The 19,756-nt window shown below is 57.0% G+C and carries 20 protein-coding genes and 1 rRNA gene; 10 read left to right on the forward strand and 11 right to left on the reverse strand.

The genetic code is table 11. The annotated features are described in order from the left end of the window. The first annotated feature begins 19 nt into the window (after positions 1 to 19). The gene (locus HXY31_RS01955) at positions 20 to 829 is read left to right on the forward strand and encodes a YgcG family protein (protein ID WP_292639026.1); all 810 of its coding nucleotides are present in this window, start codon (positions 20 to 22) and stop codon (positions 827 to 829) included. A 38-nt stretch (positions 830 to 867) separates the two neighbouring features. Next, positions 868 to 1,476, forward strand: a complete 609-nt coding sequence (locus HXY31_RS01960; protein ID WP_292639028.1) for a LemA family protein — start codon at positions 868 to 870, stop codon at positions 1,474 to 1,476. Here the strand turns inward: HXY31_RS01960 and pyrE are convergent. Beyond that, positions 1,473 to 2,099, reverse strand: a complete 627-nt coding sequence (gene pyrE, locus HXY31_RS01965) for an orotate phosphoribosyltransferase (protein WP_292639030.1) — start codon at positions 2,097 to 2,099, stop codon at positions 1,473 to 1,475. The two genes, HXY31_RS01960 and pyrE, sit on opposite strands and share 4 nt — an antisense overlap. A 50-nt stretch (positions 2,100 to 2,149) precedes the next feature. Here pyrE and HXY31_RS01970 point away from each other — a divergent pair, with 50 nt between their 5' ends. After that, on the forward strand, positions 2,150 to 3,283 hold the full coding sequence (locus HXY31_RS01970) for a hypothetical protein (protein WP_292639032.1): 1,134 nt from the start codon (positions 2,150 to 2,152) through the stop codon (positions 3,281 to 3,283). Here HXY31_RS01970 and HXY31_RS01975 read toward each other — a convergent pair. Continuing rightward, positions 3,267 to 4,430: a site-2 protease family protein gene (locus HXY31_RS01975; protein WP_292639034.1), complete on the reverse strand. Its 1,164-nt coding sequence runs from the start codon at positions 4,428 to 4,430 to the stop codon at positions 3,267 to 3,269. The genes HXY31_RS01970 and HXY31_RS01975 overlap by 17 nt on opposite strands. A gap of 120 nt (positions 4,431 to 4,550) precedes the next feature. On the opposite strand from HXY31_RS01975, the gene rimI reads away from it, so the two are divergent. Next, the gene (gene rimI / locus HXY31_RS01980) at positions 4,551 to 5,048 is read left to right on the forward strand and encodes a ribosomal protein S18-alanine N-acetyltransferase (RefSeq protein WP_292639036.1); all 498 of its coding nucleotides are present in this window, start codon (positions 4,551 to 4,553) and stop codon (positions 5,046 to 5,048) included. Here the strand turns inward: rimI and HXY31_RS01985 are convergent. Further along, positions 5,045 to 6,490 carry a hypothetical protein gene (locus HXY31_RS01985; protein ID WP_292639038.1) on the reverse strand — a complete coding sequence of 482 codons (1,446 nt, stop codon included), beginning with the start codon at positions 6,488 to 6,490 and terminating at the stop codon, positions 5,045 to 5,047. The genes rimI and HXY31_RS01985 overlap by 4 nt on opposite strands. 109 nt (positions 6,491 to 6,599) lie before the next feature. Here HXY31_RS01985 and HXY31_RS01990 point away from each other — a divergent pair, with 109 nt between their 5' ends. Together HXY31_RS01990 and HXY31_RS01995 are read left to right on the forward strand one after the other, a co-directional pair. After that, positions 6,600 to 6,809, forward strand: a complete 210-nt coding sequence (locus tag HXY31_RS01990) for a dodecin family protein (RefSeq protein WP_292639041.1) — start codon at positions 6,600 to 6,602, stop codon at positions 6,807 to 6,809. 34 nt (positions 6,810 to 6,843) lie between these two features. Further along, entirely contained in the window at positions 6,844 to 7,062 is a 219-nt protein-coding gene (locus HXY31_RS01995; RefSeq protein ID WP_292639043.1) for a hypothetical protein, read from the forward strand. Here HXY31_RS01995 and HXY31_RS02000 read toward each other — a convergent pair. From HXY31_RS02000 to HXY31_RS02010, 3 genes are all read right to left on the reverse strand, one after another. Further along, positions 7,049 to 7,885 carry a class I SAM-dependent methyltransferase family protein gene (locus tag HXY31_RS02000; protein WP_292639046.1) on the reverse strand — a complete coding sequence of 279 codons (837 nt, stop codon included), beginning with the start codon at positions 7,883 to 7,885 and terminating at the stop codon, positions 7,049 to 7,051. The two genes, HXY31_RS01995 and HXY31_RS02000, sit on opposite strands and share 14 nt — an antisense overlap. 10 nt (positions 7,886 to 7,895) lie before the next feature. Further along, positions 7,896 to 9,701: a ribosome biogenesis/translation initiation ATPase RLI gene (locus tag HXY31_RS02005; RefSeq protein WP_292639048.1), complete on the reverse strand. Its 1,806-nt coding sequence runs from the start codon at positions 9,699 to 9,701 to the stop codon at positions 7,896 to 7,898. A 74-nt stretch (positions 9,702 to 9,775) separates the two neighbouring features. Next, positions 9,776 to 11,200 (reverse strand): hypothetical protein, encoded by a 1,425-nt coding sequence (locus tag HXY31_RS02010; protein WP_292639049.1) that lies wholly within the window; start codon positions 11,198 to 11,200, stop codon positions 9,776 to 9,778. Positions 11,201 to 11,319: 119 nt separating this feature from the next. Between HXY31_RS02010 and rrf the strand changes: the two genes are divergently transcribed. Next, positions 11,320 to 11,439: ribosomal RNA gene (rrf, locus tag HXY31_RS02015) — 5S ribosomal RNA — on the forward strand. Here the strand turns inward: rrf and HXY31_RS02020 are convergent. The 3 genes from HXY31_RS02020 to HXY31_RS02030 are packed head-to-tail and all read right to left on the reverse strand — an operon-like array spanning position 11,437 to position 13,941. Continuing rightward, positions 11,437 to 12,003, reverse strand: a complete 567-nt coding sequence (locus HXY31_RS02020) for a hypothetical protein (protein WP_292639051.1) — start codon at positions 12,001 to 12,003, stop codon at positions 11,437 to 11,439. The genes rrf and HXY31_RS02020 overlap by 3 nt on opposite strands. 12 nt (positions 12,004 to 12,015) lie before the next feature. Further along, complete coding sequence (locus HXY31_RS02025) at positions 12,016 to 13,512, reverse strand: leucyl aminopeptidase (RefSeq protein ID WP_292639054.1); 1,497 nt, start codon at positions 13,510 to 13,512, stop codon at positions 12,016 to 12,018. Between the two features lie 27 nt (positions 13,513 to 13,539). Then, on the reverse strand, positions 13,540 to 13,941 hold the full coding sequence (locus HXY31_RS02030; RefSeq protein WP_292639056.1) for a hypothetical protein: 402 nt from the start codon (positions 13,939 to 13,941) through the stop codon (positions 13,540 to 13,542). Between the two features lie 109 nt (positions 13,942 to 14,050). Between HXY31_RS02030 and HXY31_RS02035 the strand changes: the two genes are divergently transcribed. The 3 genes from HXY31_RS02035 to fsa are packed head-to-tail and all read left to right on the forward strand — an operon-like array spanning position 14,051 to position 17,317. Next, positions 14,051 to 15,691, forward strand: a complete 1,641-nt coding sequence (locus HXY31_RS02035) for a ribulose-phosphate 3-epimerase (RefSeq protein ID WP_292639946.1) — start codon at positions 14,051 to 14,053, stop codon at positions 15,689 to 15,691. Continuing rightward, positions 15,678 to 16,655, forward strand: a complete 978-nt coding sequence (locus HXY31_RS02040; RefSeq protein WP_292639059.1) for a transketolase C-terminal domain-containing protein — start codon at positions 15,678 to 15,680, stop codon at positions 16,653 to 16,655. Before HXY31_RS02035 ends, HXY31_RS02040 begins: the two co-directional genes overlap by 14 nt. Then, positions 16,652 to 17,317: a fructose-6-phosphate aldolase gene (gene fsa / locus HXY31_RS02045; RefSeq protein ID WP_292639061.1), complete on the forward strand. Its 666-nt coding sequence runs from the start codon at positions 16,652 to 16,654 to the stop codon at positions 17,315 to 17,317. The genes HXY31_RS02040 and fsa overlap by 4 nt, the downstream gene beginning before the upstream one ends. Here the strand turns inward: fsa and HXY31_RS02050 are convergent. Both HXY31_RS02050 and HXY31_RS02055 read right to left on the reverse strand, forming a co-directional pair. Next, positions 17,314 to 18,870 (reverse strand): vWA domain-containing protein, encoded by a 1,557-nt coding sequence (locus HXY31_RS02050; RefSeq protein WP_292639063.1) that lies wholly within the window; start codon positions 18,868 to 18,870, stop codon positions 17,314 to 17,316. The two genes, fsa and HXY31_RS02050, sit on opposite strands and share 4 nt — an antisense overlap. Before the next feature lie 17 nt (positions 18,871 to 18,887). Continuing rightward, complete coding sequence (locus HXY31_RS02055; protein WP_292639066.1) at positions 18,888 to 19,712, reverse strand: AAA family ATPase; 825 nt, start codon at positions 19,710 to 19,712, stop codon at positions 18,888 to 18,890. Positions 19,713 to 19,756: the final 44 nt, after the last annotated feature.

The following is a 19,756-nucleotide window of genomic DNA, read 5'->3' on the forward strand; positions in this document are numbered from 1 at the left end:
TCCCCGTCACAGCATGGGCGTGGCTTTGCGCCTCGCGCTTTTCTCCATCCTCTTCCTAGTCGTGGCCGCGTCCGCCTTCTCGCCGGCGTTCTCGCAGAGGGGCTCGAGGCCGGCATACATCTACGACTATGCAGGCATCATATCGTCGTCGCAAGAGGACGCCATCGACACATATTTGCGCGGGCTTGACGACGCGACCACGAACGAGATAGTGATATACACCATTCCAAGCTTTGTCGGGCACGGCATAAAGAAGGACGGAGTCGAGATCCAGGACCGGGACTTTCTTGCCAACTATATCTACAACGAGGTCACCCTGGAAGGCATAAAGGGCATCGGCAAGGCCGGCAAGGACAACGGCGTGCTCGTGCTTTTCTCGCTTGAGCGCGACGCCGGCGGGGGCTCGATGCGCATCGAGGTGGGCAGGGGGCTTGAAGGCGACATAACGGACGGGACCGCGGGCCAGATACTTGACAGCTACCTTGTCCCGGCAAGGGACGAGTACGAGCAGTCAGGTGCAACATCTCAGTTTGACGACGCGTTTCTGAACACGGTGTACGCGCTTGCAGGGCAGATGGGCTACACCGGAGAGGGTCAGCCGATTGACGGCGGCGACTTTGTCGAAGACCCCTTTGACGAGAATGACGCAATATTCATCGCAGTCATGTTTGCGATCTTTATCGGCATCGCCGTCCTCCAGCTGAAATACGGCAGGCGCCGGCGCCGCTTTTACGGCGGGTACTATGGCGGCTGGGGCGGCGGAGGAGGTGGCGGTGGTGGCTTTGGCGGCGGAGGCGGGGGATCCGGCGGTGGTGGAGCAGGGCGCTAAAAGAGTAATAAGTAGGTGGCATAAATGAAAAGCAGCGCATGGTCAGCAAGGGCATCATCATAGGCGGAGCAGTCGCAGGCGCCATCGCAATCACCTTTGCAGTTTTGTTCAGTATGTATTTCTCGGGCTTTAACGCGGCCCAGCTAAAGGACGAGAACGTCAAGAGGCTTGCCGGCGACATTGATGTTCAGCTGCAGCGCAGGTACGACCTGATACCCAACCTAGTCAACTCTGTCAGGGGCTACATGCAGTTTGAGCGCGAGGTGCTCGAGCAGGTGACGCAGCTTCGCACCGACTGGCAGCGCGCCACTAACGTGAACGAACGCGTCGAGCTTTCAAACCAGATAGAGGAGGCCCTTTCAAAGATAATACTTACCTACGAAGCGTATCCAGATCTCAAGTCTGACCAGGTTGTGGTCAGGCTGATGGACGAGCTTGCCGGGACTGAGAACAGGATAGCAGTAGCAAGGACATACTACAACGACGGAGTGCGCGACTACAACACGCACCTGCGCGTCTTCCCGAACAACGTGTTCAACGAAGGTGGATTTCTAGGACTCGGACCGTGGGGACTGGAACCGTACACGCCGTACGAGGCGACTGCAACTGCGCAGACGACTGTCCCGCAGGTGGACCTCTCGCCCTAGTCGCCTTCAAACTCGCCGCTTTCGCCAATCTGGTCCATGACTGACTGGAGCGTACTGTCGTCGACAAGGCCGGCCCCGTGCAGCGTGTTTACGATGTCGTGTATGGTCGCAACCGCGGTGAGCCTGACGCCCATTCCTTGCAGCTTTTCCTCCGCGCCTTCAAGCCTGCTGACAACTGCGACCACGTCCTCCACCACGCCGCCGTTTGCCCTAATGGCCTCGACTGCCTTGCTAACGGAAATGCCCGTAGTGGCGACGTCGTCGATGATTACTACCCTTGCGCCTGACGCAAGGTGGCCTTCGATGAGCTTGCTCGTGCCGTAGCCCTTTGACTCCTTGCGGACGTAGAGAAACGGCTTGTTCATCTCGTACGCAAGCGCCGAGCCAAATACCAGGCCGGACGTCGGCACAGACGCAAGGCAGTCAAAGCCGGCGACGCCCTTTTCCACGGTCTTTCTCAGAGCGCCTATGGTGAGGCGAAAGTGGGAGGGGAAGCTGGGGAGCATGCGCAGGTCGATGTAGTACGGGCTTGGCTTGCCCGACGCAAGCGTAAAGGCGCCGAACTTTAGTGCGTTGCTCTTGAGCAGGAACGACGCAAATTCAAGGGTAAAATCGTCTGTCACACCTTGTCTATGAAAACGTTTTATTTTATCTTTTATAACCCCAAGAGGGGATGCCAGAGATTTGGCTCAAGTACGGCAGCACAGACGTCGTGCTTGACATCAGGTTCGAGAACCTTGCAAGCCAGGTCTCGTCCAGTTTGCAGGCAATCCCGGACGAGCAGGCAAAGGCCGCACTTGACGCGGTGCCTGTCACTGACAGCATGCTCATGCTTGCGCTCTCGTCGTCAAGGGCGTCGGCAAAAGCGGTCAGCGCCATATTTGAGAATGCAAGGGCAAAGGGGTTTGCAAGCGTCGCGGTAGACGTGCCGGCACGGCTTGCAGGTTCGTTGCGGACAAACCTTGCCGCGCTCGCGCCGGACCCCCAGGCGCAGGCAATATCGATAAACCGCATAGACTACCACTCGCTTGCAGAGCGCATGTCAAAGTTCCAGAGCACCGTCATAGTGTCTCAGGTGGCGTACGACCCACTCTTTGGGTTTGCAGGCGCCCCGAGCGCGCTTGTGCGCAGCATGCTGCCGGAAAAAATGGCCGAAGCGTTCTCTGCAAGGCAGTCAAACGCTCCGGCGCCCGGCACCGAAGGCGCGCCGCTCAAAGTCGCGCTCGGCGCCGTTGAAGGTCTGCAGGCAACGTCAGTCGAGCTTGTCGCAGGCGCGTCCGGCATCGCAGGCGTGCACGCTGGAACCGTGCCCGAGGCGTTCTCAAAGGCGCTTGCGCAGTTCAAGCCCGCGACAGAAGTGCAGGTAGATTCTGTCAAGTCGGCGATAATCAGCGCATCGGGCGAATCTGGGGCGCACACGACCCTTTCAAGCGCGCTCAACTCTCTTTGGAACTCTGTCCACGCAGTCAAGGACGGCGGGAGCGCGGTGCTGCTTGCCGAGTGCAGGGAGGGCCTTGGCGGCGGGGCGCTTCAGGCCTACGTGGAGGGCAGGCTTGCGCAGGAGCAGGTTTCAAACACCCCGTACAGCGACGGCCTTGAGCACCTGCTCTACATCCAGGAGCTCAAGGAGAAAAAAGAGCTTGCGCTCGTGTCGACTCTTCCGCACTATTACGCCACAAAGCTTGGCTTTACCACCTTTGGCGGCGCGCGCGACGCGCTTGAAGGCATGCTTGCAAAGCACGGCAGGGGCCACAAGGCGCTGGTCGTCGCCGACGCGGACATCACTTTGCTCAAAACAGCGGCCTGAACGGCTCCTGCGGGATGGGTACGCACAGCACTGCCAGCGCCATCGCGACCCAGAAGAGCATCTTGCGCTTCTTTGAGAGCGGCGAGACATCGTCAAGCGGCGTGCTCTCCGGCGCCCTCGACGCGATGAAAAGCACCAGAATTGCCATGACTACGTATCCCAGGCCGGCCAGAACCCCTATGCTGCTGTACGTCAGTATGCGGTGCCACCTGACGCCGAGCGTAGACCTCACTATATGTCCACCGTCAAGCTGCGCTGCAGGCATCAGGTTTAGGAATGTGACGAAAAACCCCACCCATGCCGCAAAGAGCACTGGCGACATTATTAGCACGTCGTCGCCGTTTGCTCCCTCGTTCCCGACAAGATAGTTGGTAGCAGACATCAGGATACTGGTGTTAAGTTTGAGCAGCTGGACATCTCCAAGGAGTTCCTCCACTTGGTCAGCGGGTATCAGAACCGACGTGTACGAGCCGTAAACGGAAACGATGATTGTCACTATCAGCCCCGCTACCGGGCCGGAGATTCCGACGTCAAAGAGCACGTTCCTGTTCGTCATGTTGGCCCTGCTCACTATTACGGCGCCCAGCGTCGGGATGAAAGCTCCGGGGTAGAGCGGTATGAAATGCGGCCACGACGTCTTGATGCCGTGCCACCTGTTGGCTATCATGTGTCCCATCTCGTGCACGCCGAGGATGCCCATCAGGGACATGGTGTAGACCGATGCTATGAGTAACGGATCCCGGATGAAAGCCTGCGCAAACACGTCGTTTGCCCTGATCATGCCGTCGAGGAAAACTACGGTGAGTGTGACTGCAAAGAGTATGGCAGGGAGATAGACGAGGTACTTGCGCGGCTTCGTGCTTGCCATCTTGGATATTGTTATCACGATGCCGTTTTCTGCGGTGATAGACGAGGACGAGAGCGTTGGCATCAGCCTCGACTCGTATTTGGATCTCTTTGCGGTGGCTATCATGCCCACCTTGGCAAGCTCCTTCAAGAGCTTGGGAAACGTTTCCTGTATTGTAGTCTCTGAAATCAAGAACCTGATGGCCTCCTCGCTTGGGTGCTTTTGCGTGTCGACTATGGTGTAAAATGAGGAGACTATGGGCGCGGCCCTTGAAAAGTCGCCATTGAGAAACGTGGCCACCGAAGAATCTATACTGCATCTGGATTAAAGCCTTGTCCTGAAAAGTTCCATCGCGCTTGAAAATTACTGGAAGCAAACCTGTTAAGGTTAAATAGTGTCTTTCTTGCTCTAAATTTTGGTTTGCAGACAGCCCTGCGCAAGGTAGGAGACTATGTCATCCGCCGGTGCGAGGAACAGGACCTTCCGGCCGTCATCGACATAAACATGGCCGCGCTCCCCGAGCACTACTCGGACTACTTTTTCGAGTCAATCCTGAGGGAGTTGCCCGAGGCGTTCATAGTGGCAGAGCTTGACGGCAAGATAGTGGGCTACATCATGTGCAAGATAGAGTTTGGCTTCTCCAACTTCCGCAAGCTGGGATTTGTGAAAAAAGGCCACGTGGTTTCAGTAGCGGTGCTTGAAGAGCACAGGGACAAGGGCATAGGAAAGGCCCTGATGCTTGAAGGCATAAACGGCGTGCTCCAGAGAAAGGCCGACGAGATCTACCTCGAAGTCAGGGTGAGCAACACGGGTGCCGTCAGGATGTACGAGAGGCTGCGCTTTGAGACAAAGTCGAGGCTGCGGTCCTACTACCGCGACGGCGAGGACGCCTACCTCATGGCGCTAGAACTTGTCTAGTCGATGAACGTGTTTGATATGTTGCTCACGGCCTCTATCATGCGGGGCTCGTGCGCCTTCTTGTTAATTAGCACTACCACGCTTGCGTCCTCGTAGGTCGAGACCACGCCTGCAAGCCTGCGCAAGAGCGAGAACACCCTGTCAAACCCGAGTGTGTATATCAGCTCAGTCGCGTTGTCCAGAAGCACGGTGGATGCAGGGTTTTCCCTCACCAGGTCCTCGACTGCCTGGGCCAGATCTGCCTCGTCGTCGGAAGGCACGACTCGCTCGTCTGCCTTTCTGCCGTTCTGCGCAGGGTCTCCAAGCACGCAGACCGCGTACTTGCCCTGGGCCTGGTGGTAAAAGTTGCTTCCCCGCCGGGTCAAAAGCACCAGCTTGGGCGACTCGAACAGCTGGTTCATCGTCCATGTGACCCTCGGGCTTGCACGGGAGTTGCCGCCGTAGTTTATCATGACAAGCTTGCCCTTGAGCTCCTGGCCGGCTGCCGCAAGTGGCTCATAGTCTTCCACGAACGCCTTGGTGCCGGTCTGCGTTGCCGGCTGCTCTTTCTTGGCGCCGCCTATCACGATGTCGGCCTGCGAGGGCACGACTGCGGTGGTGATGTCGGCCTGCTGCACGACCGGCTGCTCCTCGCTCATCTGGCTCTTCACCATTGCAAGCAGTGCATCGGCGCCCCCACCTATGAGGTCGCGAAGCGTAGTCTCGACAAGCTCCAGTTTTGTCATCCTGACAAGGTCGCCCAGGACGACCCTCTTTGACACAAGGATAGCCGCGGCAGTAGCAGACGCGGCAGATATCGCAGACGCAAAGCCGCCATAGATGAACGCAAGCTGCATGGTCTGCAATGATCGTTCTCTGAGCGCGTCGCCTATCTGCACGTTGACTGTATATAGCGAGTCGTAAGAGGCGATGAGCCTGTCTGCCTGCGTCATGAGCTGGCTGGCCTCGGCGTTTGCCTGCGCGCTAAACGACGGGTCGGATGCAAGTATCGACAGGTCTTCTACGCGCGTGCTGTAGCTGTCCCACTGCTGGTTGACGTCGGCCACAAGGAGCGTCTCGTCTGACGCCAGCTTGGAGACGTTAAAGCTGTCTACGGGAAAGACAAAGCCGAAAGGCTGATCAAACGCCTTTGGCAGGTCCTCTATGCGCTTGTACTCGTCCATGCTGCCGTCGATGCCCGATTTCAGCTCCAGCATGTGCGACATGCGCGCGCTTTTTTGCGGTTCGCTCGTAGCCGTGAACTGGACGAGATCCGACCTGATGCCTGCAAGGTCTGCCTTGTTCTTTGAGAGTATTCCGAGGTTAGGGACAAACCCTTGGTACACGATTGACATCTCCTCTCGGAATTTTATGACCGTGAACGAGAAGACGGCTGAGAGGGCCGCAACGGGGATGATTGCGATAAGGATGAAAAACAGGATCATCCTGTTCTTATAATCCAATTCGGGGAAACGTTGGTCGTATCCCGTATGTAAGGATTTTTAGTACCGCCCCTCAATGGGCCTCCCCGACGAACGGTGGGTTTAAAAACTCTGTACATCCTATACGCGCATGGTCTTCAAGTACATAGACATCCTGGGGGAATCCACCGAGGGCTTTGACGACGCTGTCAGGAACGCCATATCAGAGACGGCACAGACCGTCAAGGACATCAGGACCGCCGAGGTGGTGAGGCTCAACGTCATAGTCAGCGACGACAAGATAGTTGAATACCAGGCGTACATGCGGGTTGCGTTCAAGGTAAAGCGCAAAGAAGGATAAAGGTTGATAAGATGCGCCGGACGCCAACAACTGCATGAACGCAAAGCGCGGCAACAGGGGCGCAGGTGCAGCCTTGCTTGCGGTTGCCATAGCGGCGTTTCTTATCTACGCGTATTTTCTGCTTGGCACAGACTACAGCACGGTCATCATCCAGTTCACGGTCCTTGGCGCCGTCGGCGTGCTCCTGGCGGTGCTTGGCTGGATAGGCTACACGATGCTGACCGCGCCAAAGGAAGACGCTACGCCTTCGTGACTGTCACGTCTGCAACTATCTGGTAAACCCGCGGCCCGACTTCTCTGACGACTGTGGTTTCTGTCACATCATGTTCATAGTCTTTGAATGCCTCGTGCGCGTCCTTTTCCCCAAGCTCCTTGGCGTGTTTTTTGCTGTCGGCCCGCACGTGCGCAAAATAGTGCACCACGCCCTTTTCTTTGAGCGCCGCAACGGCTGGCGCGATAAACTCTTTTGCGCGCTCGGGAAGCGGCATCAGCACCCTGTCGGCCACGCCCGTCAATTGGTCGCGGATTGCTGAAGTCGCGTCGGCGCAGACAGGGATCACGCGATCAGAGACCTTGTTCAGCCTGGCGTTTTCTATGCAGAGCTCATTAGCAACGGGGTTTGAGTCGATGCTGTAGACTCTGCAGGTCTTGTTTGCCTTGGCGATTATTATCGAATACGTCCCGACGCCGGCAAACATGTTCACGATTGTTTCGCCCTCGCCGACAAGGCTCGCTATCCTCTGTCTCTCAGTCGACAGCCGTGGCGAAAAATAAGCCCTAGCCACGTCGACTTTGAACCTGCACCCGTGCTCCTTGTACTCCGTTACTGTCCTGTTCTCGCCGGCAAGAAACTCCAAGTCGCGCACCCTAAAGTCGCCCCTTACTGCAGATGCCTGCGCAAACACGGCCTTTGCAGTCTTGACATTTGCAAGTATTGCCTGCGCTATCACCGTCTTTTTGCCGGCAAGGCCGTCGGGTATCTTTATGACGACTATGTCTCCGACCTGGTCAAAAGCGGAATACACCTGCGCCGCTTCCTCGGCGTCAAGCACGCCTGCAAGCACGTTCTTGAGCATGTGGGGCATGTCACTGCTTGACGTAGTAATAGTTGCCCGAGTCTTTCTGCTCCCTGTCCAGCCTGCCCCCCTCCTTGTTCACCCGGGGCCGGCCGGTGGTCTCGTCGCGCCTGTAGGTTATCGAAAGAGCTTTTAGGAACCTGTTCATGCCGTCCTCCTTGCGCATGGGCGCGGTCGCCGTGCCCCTCAGGCCCGGCTCGCCTTCGAATATTACAAGCGTGTCTGACACCAGGTCGATGAGCTGCATGTCGTGGTCGATTATAATCGCGGACTTGCCCTGAGCCTTTACAAACCTCTGTAGGAACTTTGCAACGGCTATCCTGTCCTCTGCGTCCAGAAAAGCCGACGGCTCGTCCAGCGCGTAAATGTCTGCCGGGCGCAAAAGCGACGCGGCGACTGCGACCTTCTGCAGTTCCCCGCCGCTCAGGTTTTTGACGCTTTTTTCGTACAACTTTTTGGCGCCAAGCGGTATGATTATCTGCTCCTCCGCCGGCGAGCCCTCTATAGGCCCCTGGTACGCAGTATACATGAGCGAGCGCACGTCGCCGTCGTATTCCTGGCTGAGGTACTGCGGCTTGTACGAGATCTTGGCGCCGACCTCTATCTTGCCAGAATCCGGCTTGTCCACGCCGGCGAGCATGCGCATGAACGTGGTCTTGCCAAGCGCGTTTGCGCCCACGATGCCGACGACTTCACCCTTGCGTATCTTGCCCGCAGATACATGGAGCTCAAACAACGGGAACTTTTTGGAAATGTCAGAGTAGCTTGCGACAGGCACGTCGAGCACTACCGAGTCTTCGGAAGTCGCGATGTCGAATCGGAACGCCTTGTCACGGAACCGCACGTTCTCTGCTGGAAGGAAGCCTTCAAGGAAGCTGTTGATGCCCACCTTCGTGCCCTGCAACGAAGAGACGATGCCGTAGGCGCCTGGCTCGCCGTATATGATGTGGACATAGTCTGACAGGTAGTCAAGGAGCGTCATGTCGTGCTCTACCACCATCACGCTCTTGCCGGCGTCGGCCAGGTCCTTCATCACCCTTGCGACTGCGAGGCGCTGGTAGACGTCGTTGTAAGAGGAAGGCTCGTCAAAGAAATAATACTCGGCGTCCTTTGCCGCCGCGACTGCGACTGCGAGCCTCTGAAGCTCGCCTCCGCTCAGAGTCGCAAGGTCCCGGTCAAGGATGTTCTGCAGTCCGAGCTGCGATATCAGCTTGTCTGCCACCTTGCGCTCGTCGTATTTCTTCAAAAGCTCTTTTGGCGTTCCTTTGAACGCCTTTGGTATCATGTAGACCAGCTGCGGCTTTATAGAAGCGCGCATCTGGTTGTTTGCTATCTTTTCAAAGTGCGACTTCAGCTCAGTCCCCTGGAAGTATTTCAGGACGGCGTCCCAGGACGTCTCGCCCTCGAAGTTGCCAAGGTTTGGCTTCATGCTGCCTGACAGGATGTTCACTATCGTGGACTTGCCCATGCCGTTTCTTCCCACAAGGCCGACGACTGCGCCCTTTTTCGGGGTCGGGAGCCGGTAAAAGCGGAACGAGTTGACGCCGTACTGGTGGATTTTCTCCTCCGACAGCTCCTTTGCAAGGTTGACGATGACAATCGCGTCAAAGGGGCACTTCTTTATGCAGATGCCGCAGCCCGTGCACAGCTCCTCGGATATCAGCGCTTTTCCGTCCTCCTCCCGCTGGATGATGCACTGGCCGCCTGTCTTGTTCACCGGGCAGTAGACTATGCACTCTAGCCCGCACTTGCGGGGCTGGCACAGCTCGTAGTCCATGACTGCGACCCTGTGGGTAGAGGAAGGATCGTCTCCCATTTGCAGCTGATTTTCGACGTGAATGCGTTATATAGCTATTCCCAGAAATTGAGAAAGAAAAGAGGGGAGGGCCACTAGTACGTCCTGTTCCAGTAGGGCGTGATTGTCGCCTGCGTGGGCTTTTCCTTCTTGATGAAGTTGACCGTCTCTTTCATCACCTGCTCTGCCCATTTCTTGAACTCCTTCTCTCCCAGCGGCAGCGGATCCGGCGCGCGCACAAAGTCTATGCTCTCTGCCGTCAGGGCGCCTGCCACCATCTCGTAGCCGCTCCCGCTTCCTGTCGCCGGCATAAGGACGACCCGGGTCGCGCCGGTCTGCGCCATCGCGGCCTCTATCTTGTCTACCGCGCTCTGCACCGCTGCAGGCGACAGCGTTGGCCAGTCCTCCCGTGCAGTCACACCAAACGCGTCTGCAAACTTCATCTTCTTCTTGGCAAACATGGCAGCGTTGGTGAGCTCCTGTTTCTGGGCCATGTCGTTTGCATCCGACTTGGCACCGTGGCCAACCAGAACGAGCACTTCCTTCTTGGCGTTTTCGCTCACGGCCTTGGCCTGCTTGACAAATATGTCCCTCAGCTCTGGGTGGTCCGGCCTCGCCGGCTCGGCAAACACCAGGACTGTCTGGCCGTTTGTCGGCTCTAGGCTCGTTATCTGACCCATGTACATGCACGAGTCTCCCATCGGCACGCCGGGGCAGTAGTCGTATTCTGGAATTCCGCCAAAGACGCCGCGGGTGACGTTGTGTATCACAGTCGAGTTGGGCCCGAACATGTCGGTGTACATGAACACTGCGTACTTGACGTCGCTGTCAAGCGACAAGAGTCCGTCGTCCCAGTTGTATGGCATGTGGTATACGACTTCGACCGGGGTCTTGCCCTCGTTTTCGATTGCGCTCTCCATCAGCAGCATCCTTTCCACGTTTGGCGTTCCGTGGTGGTTCATCATGTCGCCGTGCGTGTATAGGAGGGCGCCGATGTCGTTCTTTGGCCCCTTGGATTTTTTGGCCTGGTCAAACGTCTTGGTTATGCACGTGCCTGCGTCTGTTTCTGAGAGCTCCAGTGTCATGACCTTTGACACCGAAGTGGCGCCGGTCTCAAGCACCGTGACCCGGTTTGTGGCCATCTCCGCCTCGCCGTCCTCGGTCATCGAAGAGACGCATTTGTCGTCAAACACGACCTTGTGGGCGTGCCACTCAAGCTCGTCGTGCTCCTCGCCAGGTGTGTCGTCGCCCATGTGCGACGTCACGGCGTAGGTGCCGGCGTCGGTGACAAACGCATACGCGAATATTTCTCCCTCTTCGTGTGGCATCTCTGCTCCGGCCGTGCCTTTCACTGTAAGGTAGGGGTTCCCGTTCTTGTCCATCCCGAAGCTCTGTATCTTGAAGCTCTTGCCGTGCGCCGGGCCATCGTCGTCGTGCCCGTGCGCAAAGCTGGGTGCGACTGCAGTCGGTGTCAAAAGGGCAAACACGAGTATGCCCGCAAGAATAATGCTTCTTATCATCGGGCAGATACGCCGGAAATCGTTATTTATTCAGCCAAGGCCATTTTCGTTCTCTGCTCTCGTTATCTGGAACGAAAAAGGTTGGCATAAGATTAAATTGAACCTCCCTGAAAAAGAGGTAAGCCGGTCATAGCGGCAGGGTGCGACCCGGTCCCATTCCGAACCCGGAAGTCAAACCTGTCGTCGCTGCTGTGTTACTGATCTGCGTGAGCGGTCGGGAAGCAGCAGTGCTGGCATTATCTATCCACATACTCTCCAAAGTGCACCTGCTTTAGCAATTGTCGCGTGTGCGTCGCCATCATGTCTATTATTGGAAACACGGCCGCAAGGCCGGCGGGGTCCCACACGCCGGTTTCTATTATGCAGCAATAGTCGTGCGCCTTGACTTTCAGGCGCTTTACCTCCTCCCTTGTAATGCTCTGTGAAAGGGCCTGCGTCAGCCCGGCGTCCTTGGCAAGGTAGGTAGAGAGCACGCCTCCGCTCCACCCTAGGTTCGTGGCCTTGCCGTTTTTTAGCTTGTAGTAGGGGCTTGCGTCGAGCAGGTTGTGCGCGTTGTCGTCGTTGTCTGCCACAAAGTCGTTTGCCACCATGCAGTGGACGTCAAAGAACGGGCCCATCCTTACGACCTCCTCTATGCCGATATAGTCGATATTGCCACTTTGCATGGTCACAAAGCCGTCGCGGTTGGCAAGCCAGCGCTCAAAGTAAGGACGCCGCTCGGGCATGACGTCGGCCATGCTGCCTGCCTTGCACCGGTAGCCCTGCTCCGAAAGCAGGCGGACAAGCGAGGAGAGGTCAAACACCGGCAAGGGCGATCACGCAGGTGGCTTTTCCTCTTCCGACAGCTGTTTTACCAGCGTCCTTATGCCAAAGCCGGTCGCGCCCTTGGGGTTGTAGCTCCTCTCGTATGTGCCGTCCTGCGTCCACGCGGTGCCTGCGATGTCCATGTGGACCCACGGCGCCGAGCCGACAAAGTTTGAGAGAAACGCTGCCGCCGTTATGGCGCCTCCGGGCCGGCCGCCGATGTTCTTGATGTCGGCGTGCGTGCTCTTTATCTGCTCGTGGAACTCGTCGTACAGCGGGAGGTCCCACATGCGCTCGCCGGTCTTTTCTGCCATCCTGCGCACCCTGTCAGTCAGCTGCTTGTTGTTGCCAACAAGCGCCGCGACATTGGCGCCAAGCGCGATTATCGCGGCGCCTGTCAGCGTCGCCATGTCTATCACCGCCTTTGGGCTGTAGGTGGCAATGCCGTAGGCAAGCGCGTCTGCAAGTATCATCCTGCCTTCCGCGTCCGTGTTCAAAACTTCGACGGTCTTGCCGTTGTACATCTTGACGATGTCGCCGGGCCTGTACGCGGTGCTTGACGGCATGTTCTCTACAGAAGGCACGATGCCGACGACGTTTACTGCCAGCTTCATCGACGCGACTGCGCGAAGAAGTGCAAGCACGTTGCACCCGCCGCACTTGTCAAACTTCATCTCGTCCATCTTGTCCCCCGGCTTGAGTGATATCCCGCCCGTGTCAAAGGTGACTGCCTTTCCGACGAGCAGGTAGGGCTTGGCGTCGCCGGCCCCGTTGTACTCGAGGATTATCAGTTTCGGTGGGTTGTTGCTCCCCTTGCCCACTGCCACTATGCCGCCAAGGCCCATGGTCTCCATTTCGTAGCGCTCCACCACCCGCGCCTTCATGCCGTACTCGGACGCAAGCGATAGCGCCACCGAGGCAAGGTGCGCCGGCGGGCAGTCGTTTGGAGGCAGGTTGCCAAGGTCCCGGGCAAAGTTGACTGCCTCTGCCACGTGGCCTGCCTTCTCTGCTATCATCTGAAAGCGCGGCGAGTCCGAGTTTATCAGAATCGTGACCTCTTCCACCTTGACAGACTCGGGGTCGGGCGCCTTGTATTTGTCAAAGGAATAGAGGGCAAGGGCGATGCCTTCGGTCATGGCCTCGACCAGCCCCTCGTCGAGGTTTGAGAACTGCAGTATGGAAAACTCCTTCGTGCCAAGCTCCTTTGCCCGGAGGACCGCCTTGCCTGCCGCTATGCGTGCCATCTCGTCTGTGAACTGCTTGCGCTTTCCAAGGCCCAGCAGCAGTATCTTTTTCATGGGCCCCTTGCCCAGCGTGTAGACTATCATGCTTGAGCCGAAATTGCCGCGAAAGTCCTTGTCGTCAAGCGTTTCTTTTATGTACGTCAGGACGGAAGGGTCCAGCTCCTTTGACTGCGAAAAGTTCTGCTCGTTTTCAAAAACGCCGATTATCAGAAGCGAGGTCTGTTTCTGGTCTATCTTTGCCTTCTCAACCTTGATCTGGGCCATGCCAAGAGTTGGACGTGCCTCGTTATTTTAAGATGATCGAAAGTAAAAGCTTTCGCCGTGCGACAGCATCTTTGCCAGTCGCTCAAGCGTGCTGTCAGGGCTGCTGCACGCCGGGTTTATCGACGACAAAAACGCGTCGTCGTTTTTCCCGCCCTTGAACCAGCCTGCGATTATTTCGCGCACAAGGGGCACGAGCCCTGACCTTGCGCCAAACGCGCCGCGCCTGTTTATGAGCCAGAACATTCTAGTCGCGTCGTAGCCCTGCGGGAAAACAGCGGCCTTGGCCTTTATCGCCTCCTGCGAGCCGTGGCCGGCAGTCCTTATCCAGCCTCTGGAAAGATTGCTTGCCGCCCTTGCAAACCCCGTGCAGGGGCCGCACGAGTCGTCGTATATGAGAAGCGGCCTTGCAAAGAGCGACGAAAGTGACACAGCATGATTTCGCCTGTTTGGCTATTAAGTCTTGCAGGTGGTGGAGCTATCTTTTTATTTTCCTCAAAGTCAGTTTGAGCTGCAGTGGAATTATTCTCCGGTGAAAGATATGGGCCTTGACCTGCGCTACCTCGAGCTGAAAAGGAAGATCCGCGAAGTCCGCATGTGGGCTATTCAGGGCATAGCCGAGGCCGGCTCGGGCCACCCCGGCGCCTCGTTTTCTGCAGCCGAAATAATGGGCACGCTTTACTTCCGCAGGATGAGGCACGACCCGAAAAACCCTTCATGGGACGAGCGGGACTACTTCATCAACTCAAAGGCGCACTCGGCGCCCGGATATTACTCGACACTTGCTGTAGCAGGCTACTTCCCGCCCGAAGAGATAAAGACCCTGCGCAAGCTGGGCTCGCGCCTGCAGGGCCACCCTGTGAGGTATTCCGATCACCAGAAGCACCACAGCGTGCCGGGCATCGAGTATTCCGGCGGCTCGGAGGGCATCGGGCTTTCAGTCGGCGTCGGCATCGCGCTTGCAAGCCGGCTTGACGGCAAGAAAAACCGCGTCTACGTCATGATAGGGGACGGCGAGTCAAACGAGGGCCAGATATGGGAAGCGTCCATGGCGGCTGCAAAGTTCAAGCTAGACAACCTTGTAGCGGTGCTTGACAGAAACCGCATTCAGCAGGACGGCTTTACCGAGGACATCATGCCGCTTGACCCCACCAAGAACAAGTGGGAGGCTTTCAACTGGCAGGTCTTTGAAGTCGACGGTCACAGGGTTGAGCAGCTGATGGACGCGTTCAGCAGGGCTGCGCTGATAAAAGACAAGCCTGTCATGATAATCGCAAACACGGTCAAGGGGAACGGCGTCAGGCACATGGCAAACAGCCCCCAGTGGCACGGCAAGGCGCCTTCGAAAAAGCACACGCCGGTCCTGCTTGAAGAGCTTGAAAGCGAGTTTCTCATAGCGCCTTCCATCATAGCTGGCGAGAAGGAGAACTACGAGGACAAGATCAAAAAGGCCGAGCGCGAGGGCGTGGAGCTGATACACCTCGACGTGATGGACGGCAGGTTCGTTCCAAACAGCACGTTTTTGGCAGACACGATAAAGAAGCTCAGGCCGGTGACGACGCTTCCCTTTGACGCCCACCTGATGATAGAAAAACCAATCGACCATATCGACGAGTACATCGACGCAAGGTGCGACATCATAACGGTGCACGCAGAAGCCTGCACGGAAAAAGAGTTTGCGGTAATTCAGGAAAGATGCCTTGCGGCAGGAATCAGCCCGGGCATTGCGATAAACCCTAAAACAGACGTGCCAAAGTGGCTCTACCCGTATCTTCCCGACCTTGACATCGTAATAGTGATGTCGGTGAACCCCGGCTTTGCAGGGCAGAAGTTCATACCCGAGACCCTGCCCAAGATGGTCGCAGTCAACAAAGAATTAAGAGAGCACGGCTTCAAAGGCTACATAGAGGCCGACGGCGGCATCGACGCCACGACCCTGCAGCCAGTCTACGACGCCGGCGCCCGCATATTTGTCGCAGGAAGCGCCGTGTATGGCAACTCGGACATACACTCTGCAGTCATACACCTGCGCCACAAGGCCGCTGTAACGCTTGAGAAGAGGCTCCTTGAGCACTCGACAAAACTTGGCATAAGGGCCGACTGGATGAAGGCGCGGAAGAATATATTGATCCCTTACGCATCTGAACTTGCCATAGAGGAAGAGCTCAATGCTATTAAGTAGCGAGAAAAAGACTGCCGACATGAGGGGCGCCTACGGCGACGCCCTCGTGGAGCTGGGCAAGTCAGACCCGCGCGTGGTGTGCGTCGGGGGCGACACGACTGACTCGCTCAAGACCAAGAAATTCGGCGACAAGTTCCCCGAGCGCATGTTCAACGTCGGCATTGCAGAGGCAAACCTCGTGTCGATTGCCGCCGGCCTTGCGATTGCAGGCAAGGTCTCGTTTGCAAGCACCTACGCGGCATTCATCCCGGGCAGGGCCGTTGACCAGATCCGCAACACGATATGCTATCCTGCTCTGAACGTCAAGCTTGTTGTATCGCACGGCGGCCTCACGGTGGGGCCTGACGGTGCGTCGCACCAGCAGATTGAAGACCTGAGCACCACGCGGGCGATGCCCAACATGCGCGTGATTGTCCCGTCAGACGCAGTGGCAGTCAGGCACCTGATAAAGACGATAGCGAACACGCCGGGACCGTTTTACATGCGCCTTGCAAGGCCGACGACGGAGCTCGTGTATTCCGAGTCGACGCCGGCTGAGCAGTTTACAGTCGGCAGGGGCAACGTGCTTGTCGACGGCTCTGACGCCACGATAATAGCGTGCGGTCTGATGGTCGGAAAGGCACTTGAGGCCGCGGCCGCGCTAAAGCGCGAGCAGGGGCTGGCTGTCCGGGTGGTGGACATGTTCACGATAAAGCCCATTGACACCGGGCTTGTAGCCAAGTGTGCCAGAGAAACCGGCGCGATTGCGACTGCCGAGGAGCACAACATCATAGGCGGGCTTGGCTCTGCGGTGTCAGAGGCCGCAGGCGAGACCTATCCGGTCCCGATAAAGCGCGTCGGCGTGAAAGACACTTTTGGCGAGTCTGCAAGGGACGAGGAGGTTGACACTCTCCTGGAGCAGTACGGGCTGACCGCAACAGAAATAGCAAAGGCAGTGGTGGAAGCAAGGAGTAGGGCCAGATGAAGATATTCCTAGACACGGCAAACCTCGACTCGATAAGAAAGTACAACGACATGGGGCTCGTCGACGGCGTGACAACAAACCCGACGCTCCTCTCAAAGGAGAAGGGCAACCCTGCAGAGATAATGCGCGAGATTGTAAAGATAATCACCGGCCCAGTCAGCCTGGAAGTGGTCTCAACTGACTATAACGGCATGATGGAAGAGGCCCACAGGCTGAAAAAGTACGGCAAGAACGTGGTGGTCAAGATCCCCATGATACCGGAGGGCCTGAAGGCCGTGAAAAAGCTAAAGGAAGAAGGCATACAAACAAACGTGACGCTCGTGTTCTCTGCAAACCAGGCGGTCCTGGCCGCAAAGGCCGGCGCGGCGTACGTCAGCCCGTTCATAGGCAGGCTGGACGATGCGGGCCAAAATGGTATGACACTAATCGAGGAGATAGTCAAGATATTCAAAAACTATAACTTCAAGACAGAAGTGCTCGTCGCAAGCGTGAGGCACCCGATGCACGTGGTAGAAGCCGGCAAGATAGGCGCGCACGTAGTGACGCTGCCTCCCGATATCCTAGGCAAGATGACGTCGCACCCGCTCACCGACAAGGGACTTGCCGCTTTCTTGGCGGACTGGGAAAAGGTCAAGAAGGAAAACCCGAAACTGTCAATCTAGTAGCGCAAAAGCTTTATCACTTTTTTCGGCATGTCCTGCAGCCTGCTGACTGCCAGTATCTTTTCATAGTTCAGGTACTTCAGGTTGTGGCCGATGCCGACGGCGTCGTTCAGGTGCCTGCCTACACCTATTGCGACCATCCTTATTCCTGTCTTTCTGTACGAGAGCACCATCGCCCTCACAGCGTCAAAGTCCGACGGCTCGCCGTCAGTCAGCGTCACGAAGATGTCGGGCCGGAACGACTTTATCGCCGGCTGCAACAATCCATAGACTTCTGCAAGGGGCGTGCCGCCGACTGCCTTTATCTGCGCAAGGCGCCTGGCAGAGGCTGTCGACCACTTTACATTTGGCGGTTTTACAACCCAGCACTTTACCTGGCGGTTTTCAGTCGAAAACGCATAGACTGCAAATTTCACCCCGAGGTACGCCAGGGCCTCGCACAGCGCTACTGTCGCCTGCTTGTATTCAAGCTCGACGTCGGCTATGCTGCTTGAATGATCCAGCAAAAGCACTATCTTTGTCTTTATCGACAGCTTCATGTCAGCCAGGAAGGGCTTTGGCAGGGCCTCGGTGAAGGTCTCGATGTCAAGCTCCTCGCCGGTCTCGTCGTGCCTCTCTATCCAGCCGGTCTTCCAGTCCCTAAATGCAGCCTTGACTTTCTGTATCAGGTCAAGGTCGTATATCCTGCTCTCGTCCACGTCCATCCTGCTTGGAACCGAGAGCCCGAAATTCTCGAGGCTGTCGTAGCCCTTGTTCTCTGTCTTTTTGCTCTCCTTGACAAGCGTCTCGAACTCTTGCAGGACGTCGCTTCCTTCGTAGATCTCTTTTGCCTTTTCCTCCGCGTCTTTCTCCTTCTTCTTTGTGCGAACAATCTTTTCTATCTGCTTCAAGACGTCGCTCTGCGTCAGCGACGCTCCCATCCTTGTGCGCGGAGCTAGCACCGGTATTGAAACAAGCGGGTCGAGCTCCAGCATCTTTATCAGCTTTGGTATGTGCTGCTCCACCCACTCCGTGCCGTGGCTGTTTTCAATCGCTTCTTTTACTACCTCGTTGGCAAATTCGGTTGCCTTTTGCACCTTTTCCTGCTCGCCCCCGAACAGCTCGCCCTTGACGTAGCCTGTGAGGAAGAACTGGGAAAACGCCTCGGCTATCTTGTACCGGCCGTATATCGTGTTCAAGAGCTGCCGGGACATCCACGATATGCCTTCGTTGAATATCAGCTCGTCTGCCATGCCCTCCCAGTCCCGCAGGCCGAGTATCTCCACGCGCTTTGTCTCAAGCGTGTTCAGCAGAAAACCGAACGCGTGCTCGTTTGAAAGTACCTTTGACGAGTGCTTCATGCGCATCGACTCGTACCAGAGCGCGACGCGCCACTGTCGGTATCTCTGAAAGTCAGAGCCCACGTAGTACTGCAGCGCCGGAAGCGAGATCTGGTTCTTGTCAGGCTTTGCAGCCGCCTGCCTGTCCGGCACCAGCACCACGGTGACGCTGTTGTTTCCGGACCACCTGCGTGAAAGGAACGTGGCGATGTCGAGGAGGACGTCGTTTCTCATCGTGGCAGCTGCTGACATTACCTGTCGCCAAAAATAGAAGTTATCATGTCCATGACCTTCTGGAACTCGACCTGGCCCCACTGGTCGTACACGTTGGCGTAGACCACCTCCGCGGCCTGCCTCCCGGTAAGGCCGGCTCCGAGCATCTTGGCAAAAGCTATAGTCTCGCGCAAAGACGGGCTGTAGTACAGCTCCTCTACCGCCGCCGCGTCTCGCAGGTTCCTTGCAAGCTGTATTGCGTGCTTGACGTCGCGGGTCTTTTGCTCGTCCAGGTTGACGTGGCGCTTTACTATTTCAAGCTCCAGCTCCTCCGGCGGGTAGTCAAGCTTCATGCGCACCGGGAACCTGCTCAAGAGCTGCGGCGGGAGCTCCTTTGTCCCGACGTGCGAAAGCGGGTTTATGGTCGCTATCACGAACCAGCCCGGCGCGGCCCTCACTACCTGGCCCTCGGCCTCCTTGAGGACCAGCTGGCGCCTGTCGTCCAGCGCTTCATCAAGCCTGAGGAGCACGTCGGCCTCGGCCGCGTTCAGCTCGTCAAGGTAGAGCATGCTTCCTTCCTTCATCGACTTTACCAGCACACCTTCTGCAAAGTTGATCTGGCCGTGTTCCACGGTGCGGGTCCCCACCAGGTGCGACTCTCTGGTGCGCAGCGAAAAGTTCACAGAGTGCAGCGGCTTTTTCATCTTGGCCGCAAACTTGCGCACAAGCGTGGTCTTGCCCGTGCCCTTTGGGCCGATGATTAGCACGAACAGGCCTGAGCTGTAGGCCTTGTCCAAAACGTCGAGGGCGTTGTTCCAGTCAAGGTAAACTATCTCCTGACTGTCAAGTTCTGTCGCTGACATCTGCGCATAATTGCTTTTCAAGGTATTTGAGCGTTTAACGTCGC

The sequence above is a fragment of the Nitrososphaera sp. genome, from assembly GCF_013388945.1.
GTDB lineage: Archaea > Thermoproteota > Nitrososphaeria > Nitrososphaerales > Nitrososphaeraceae > Nitrososphaera.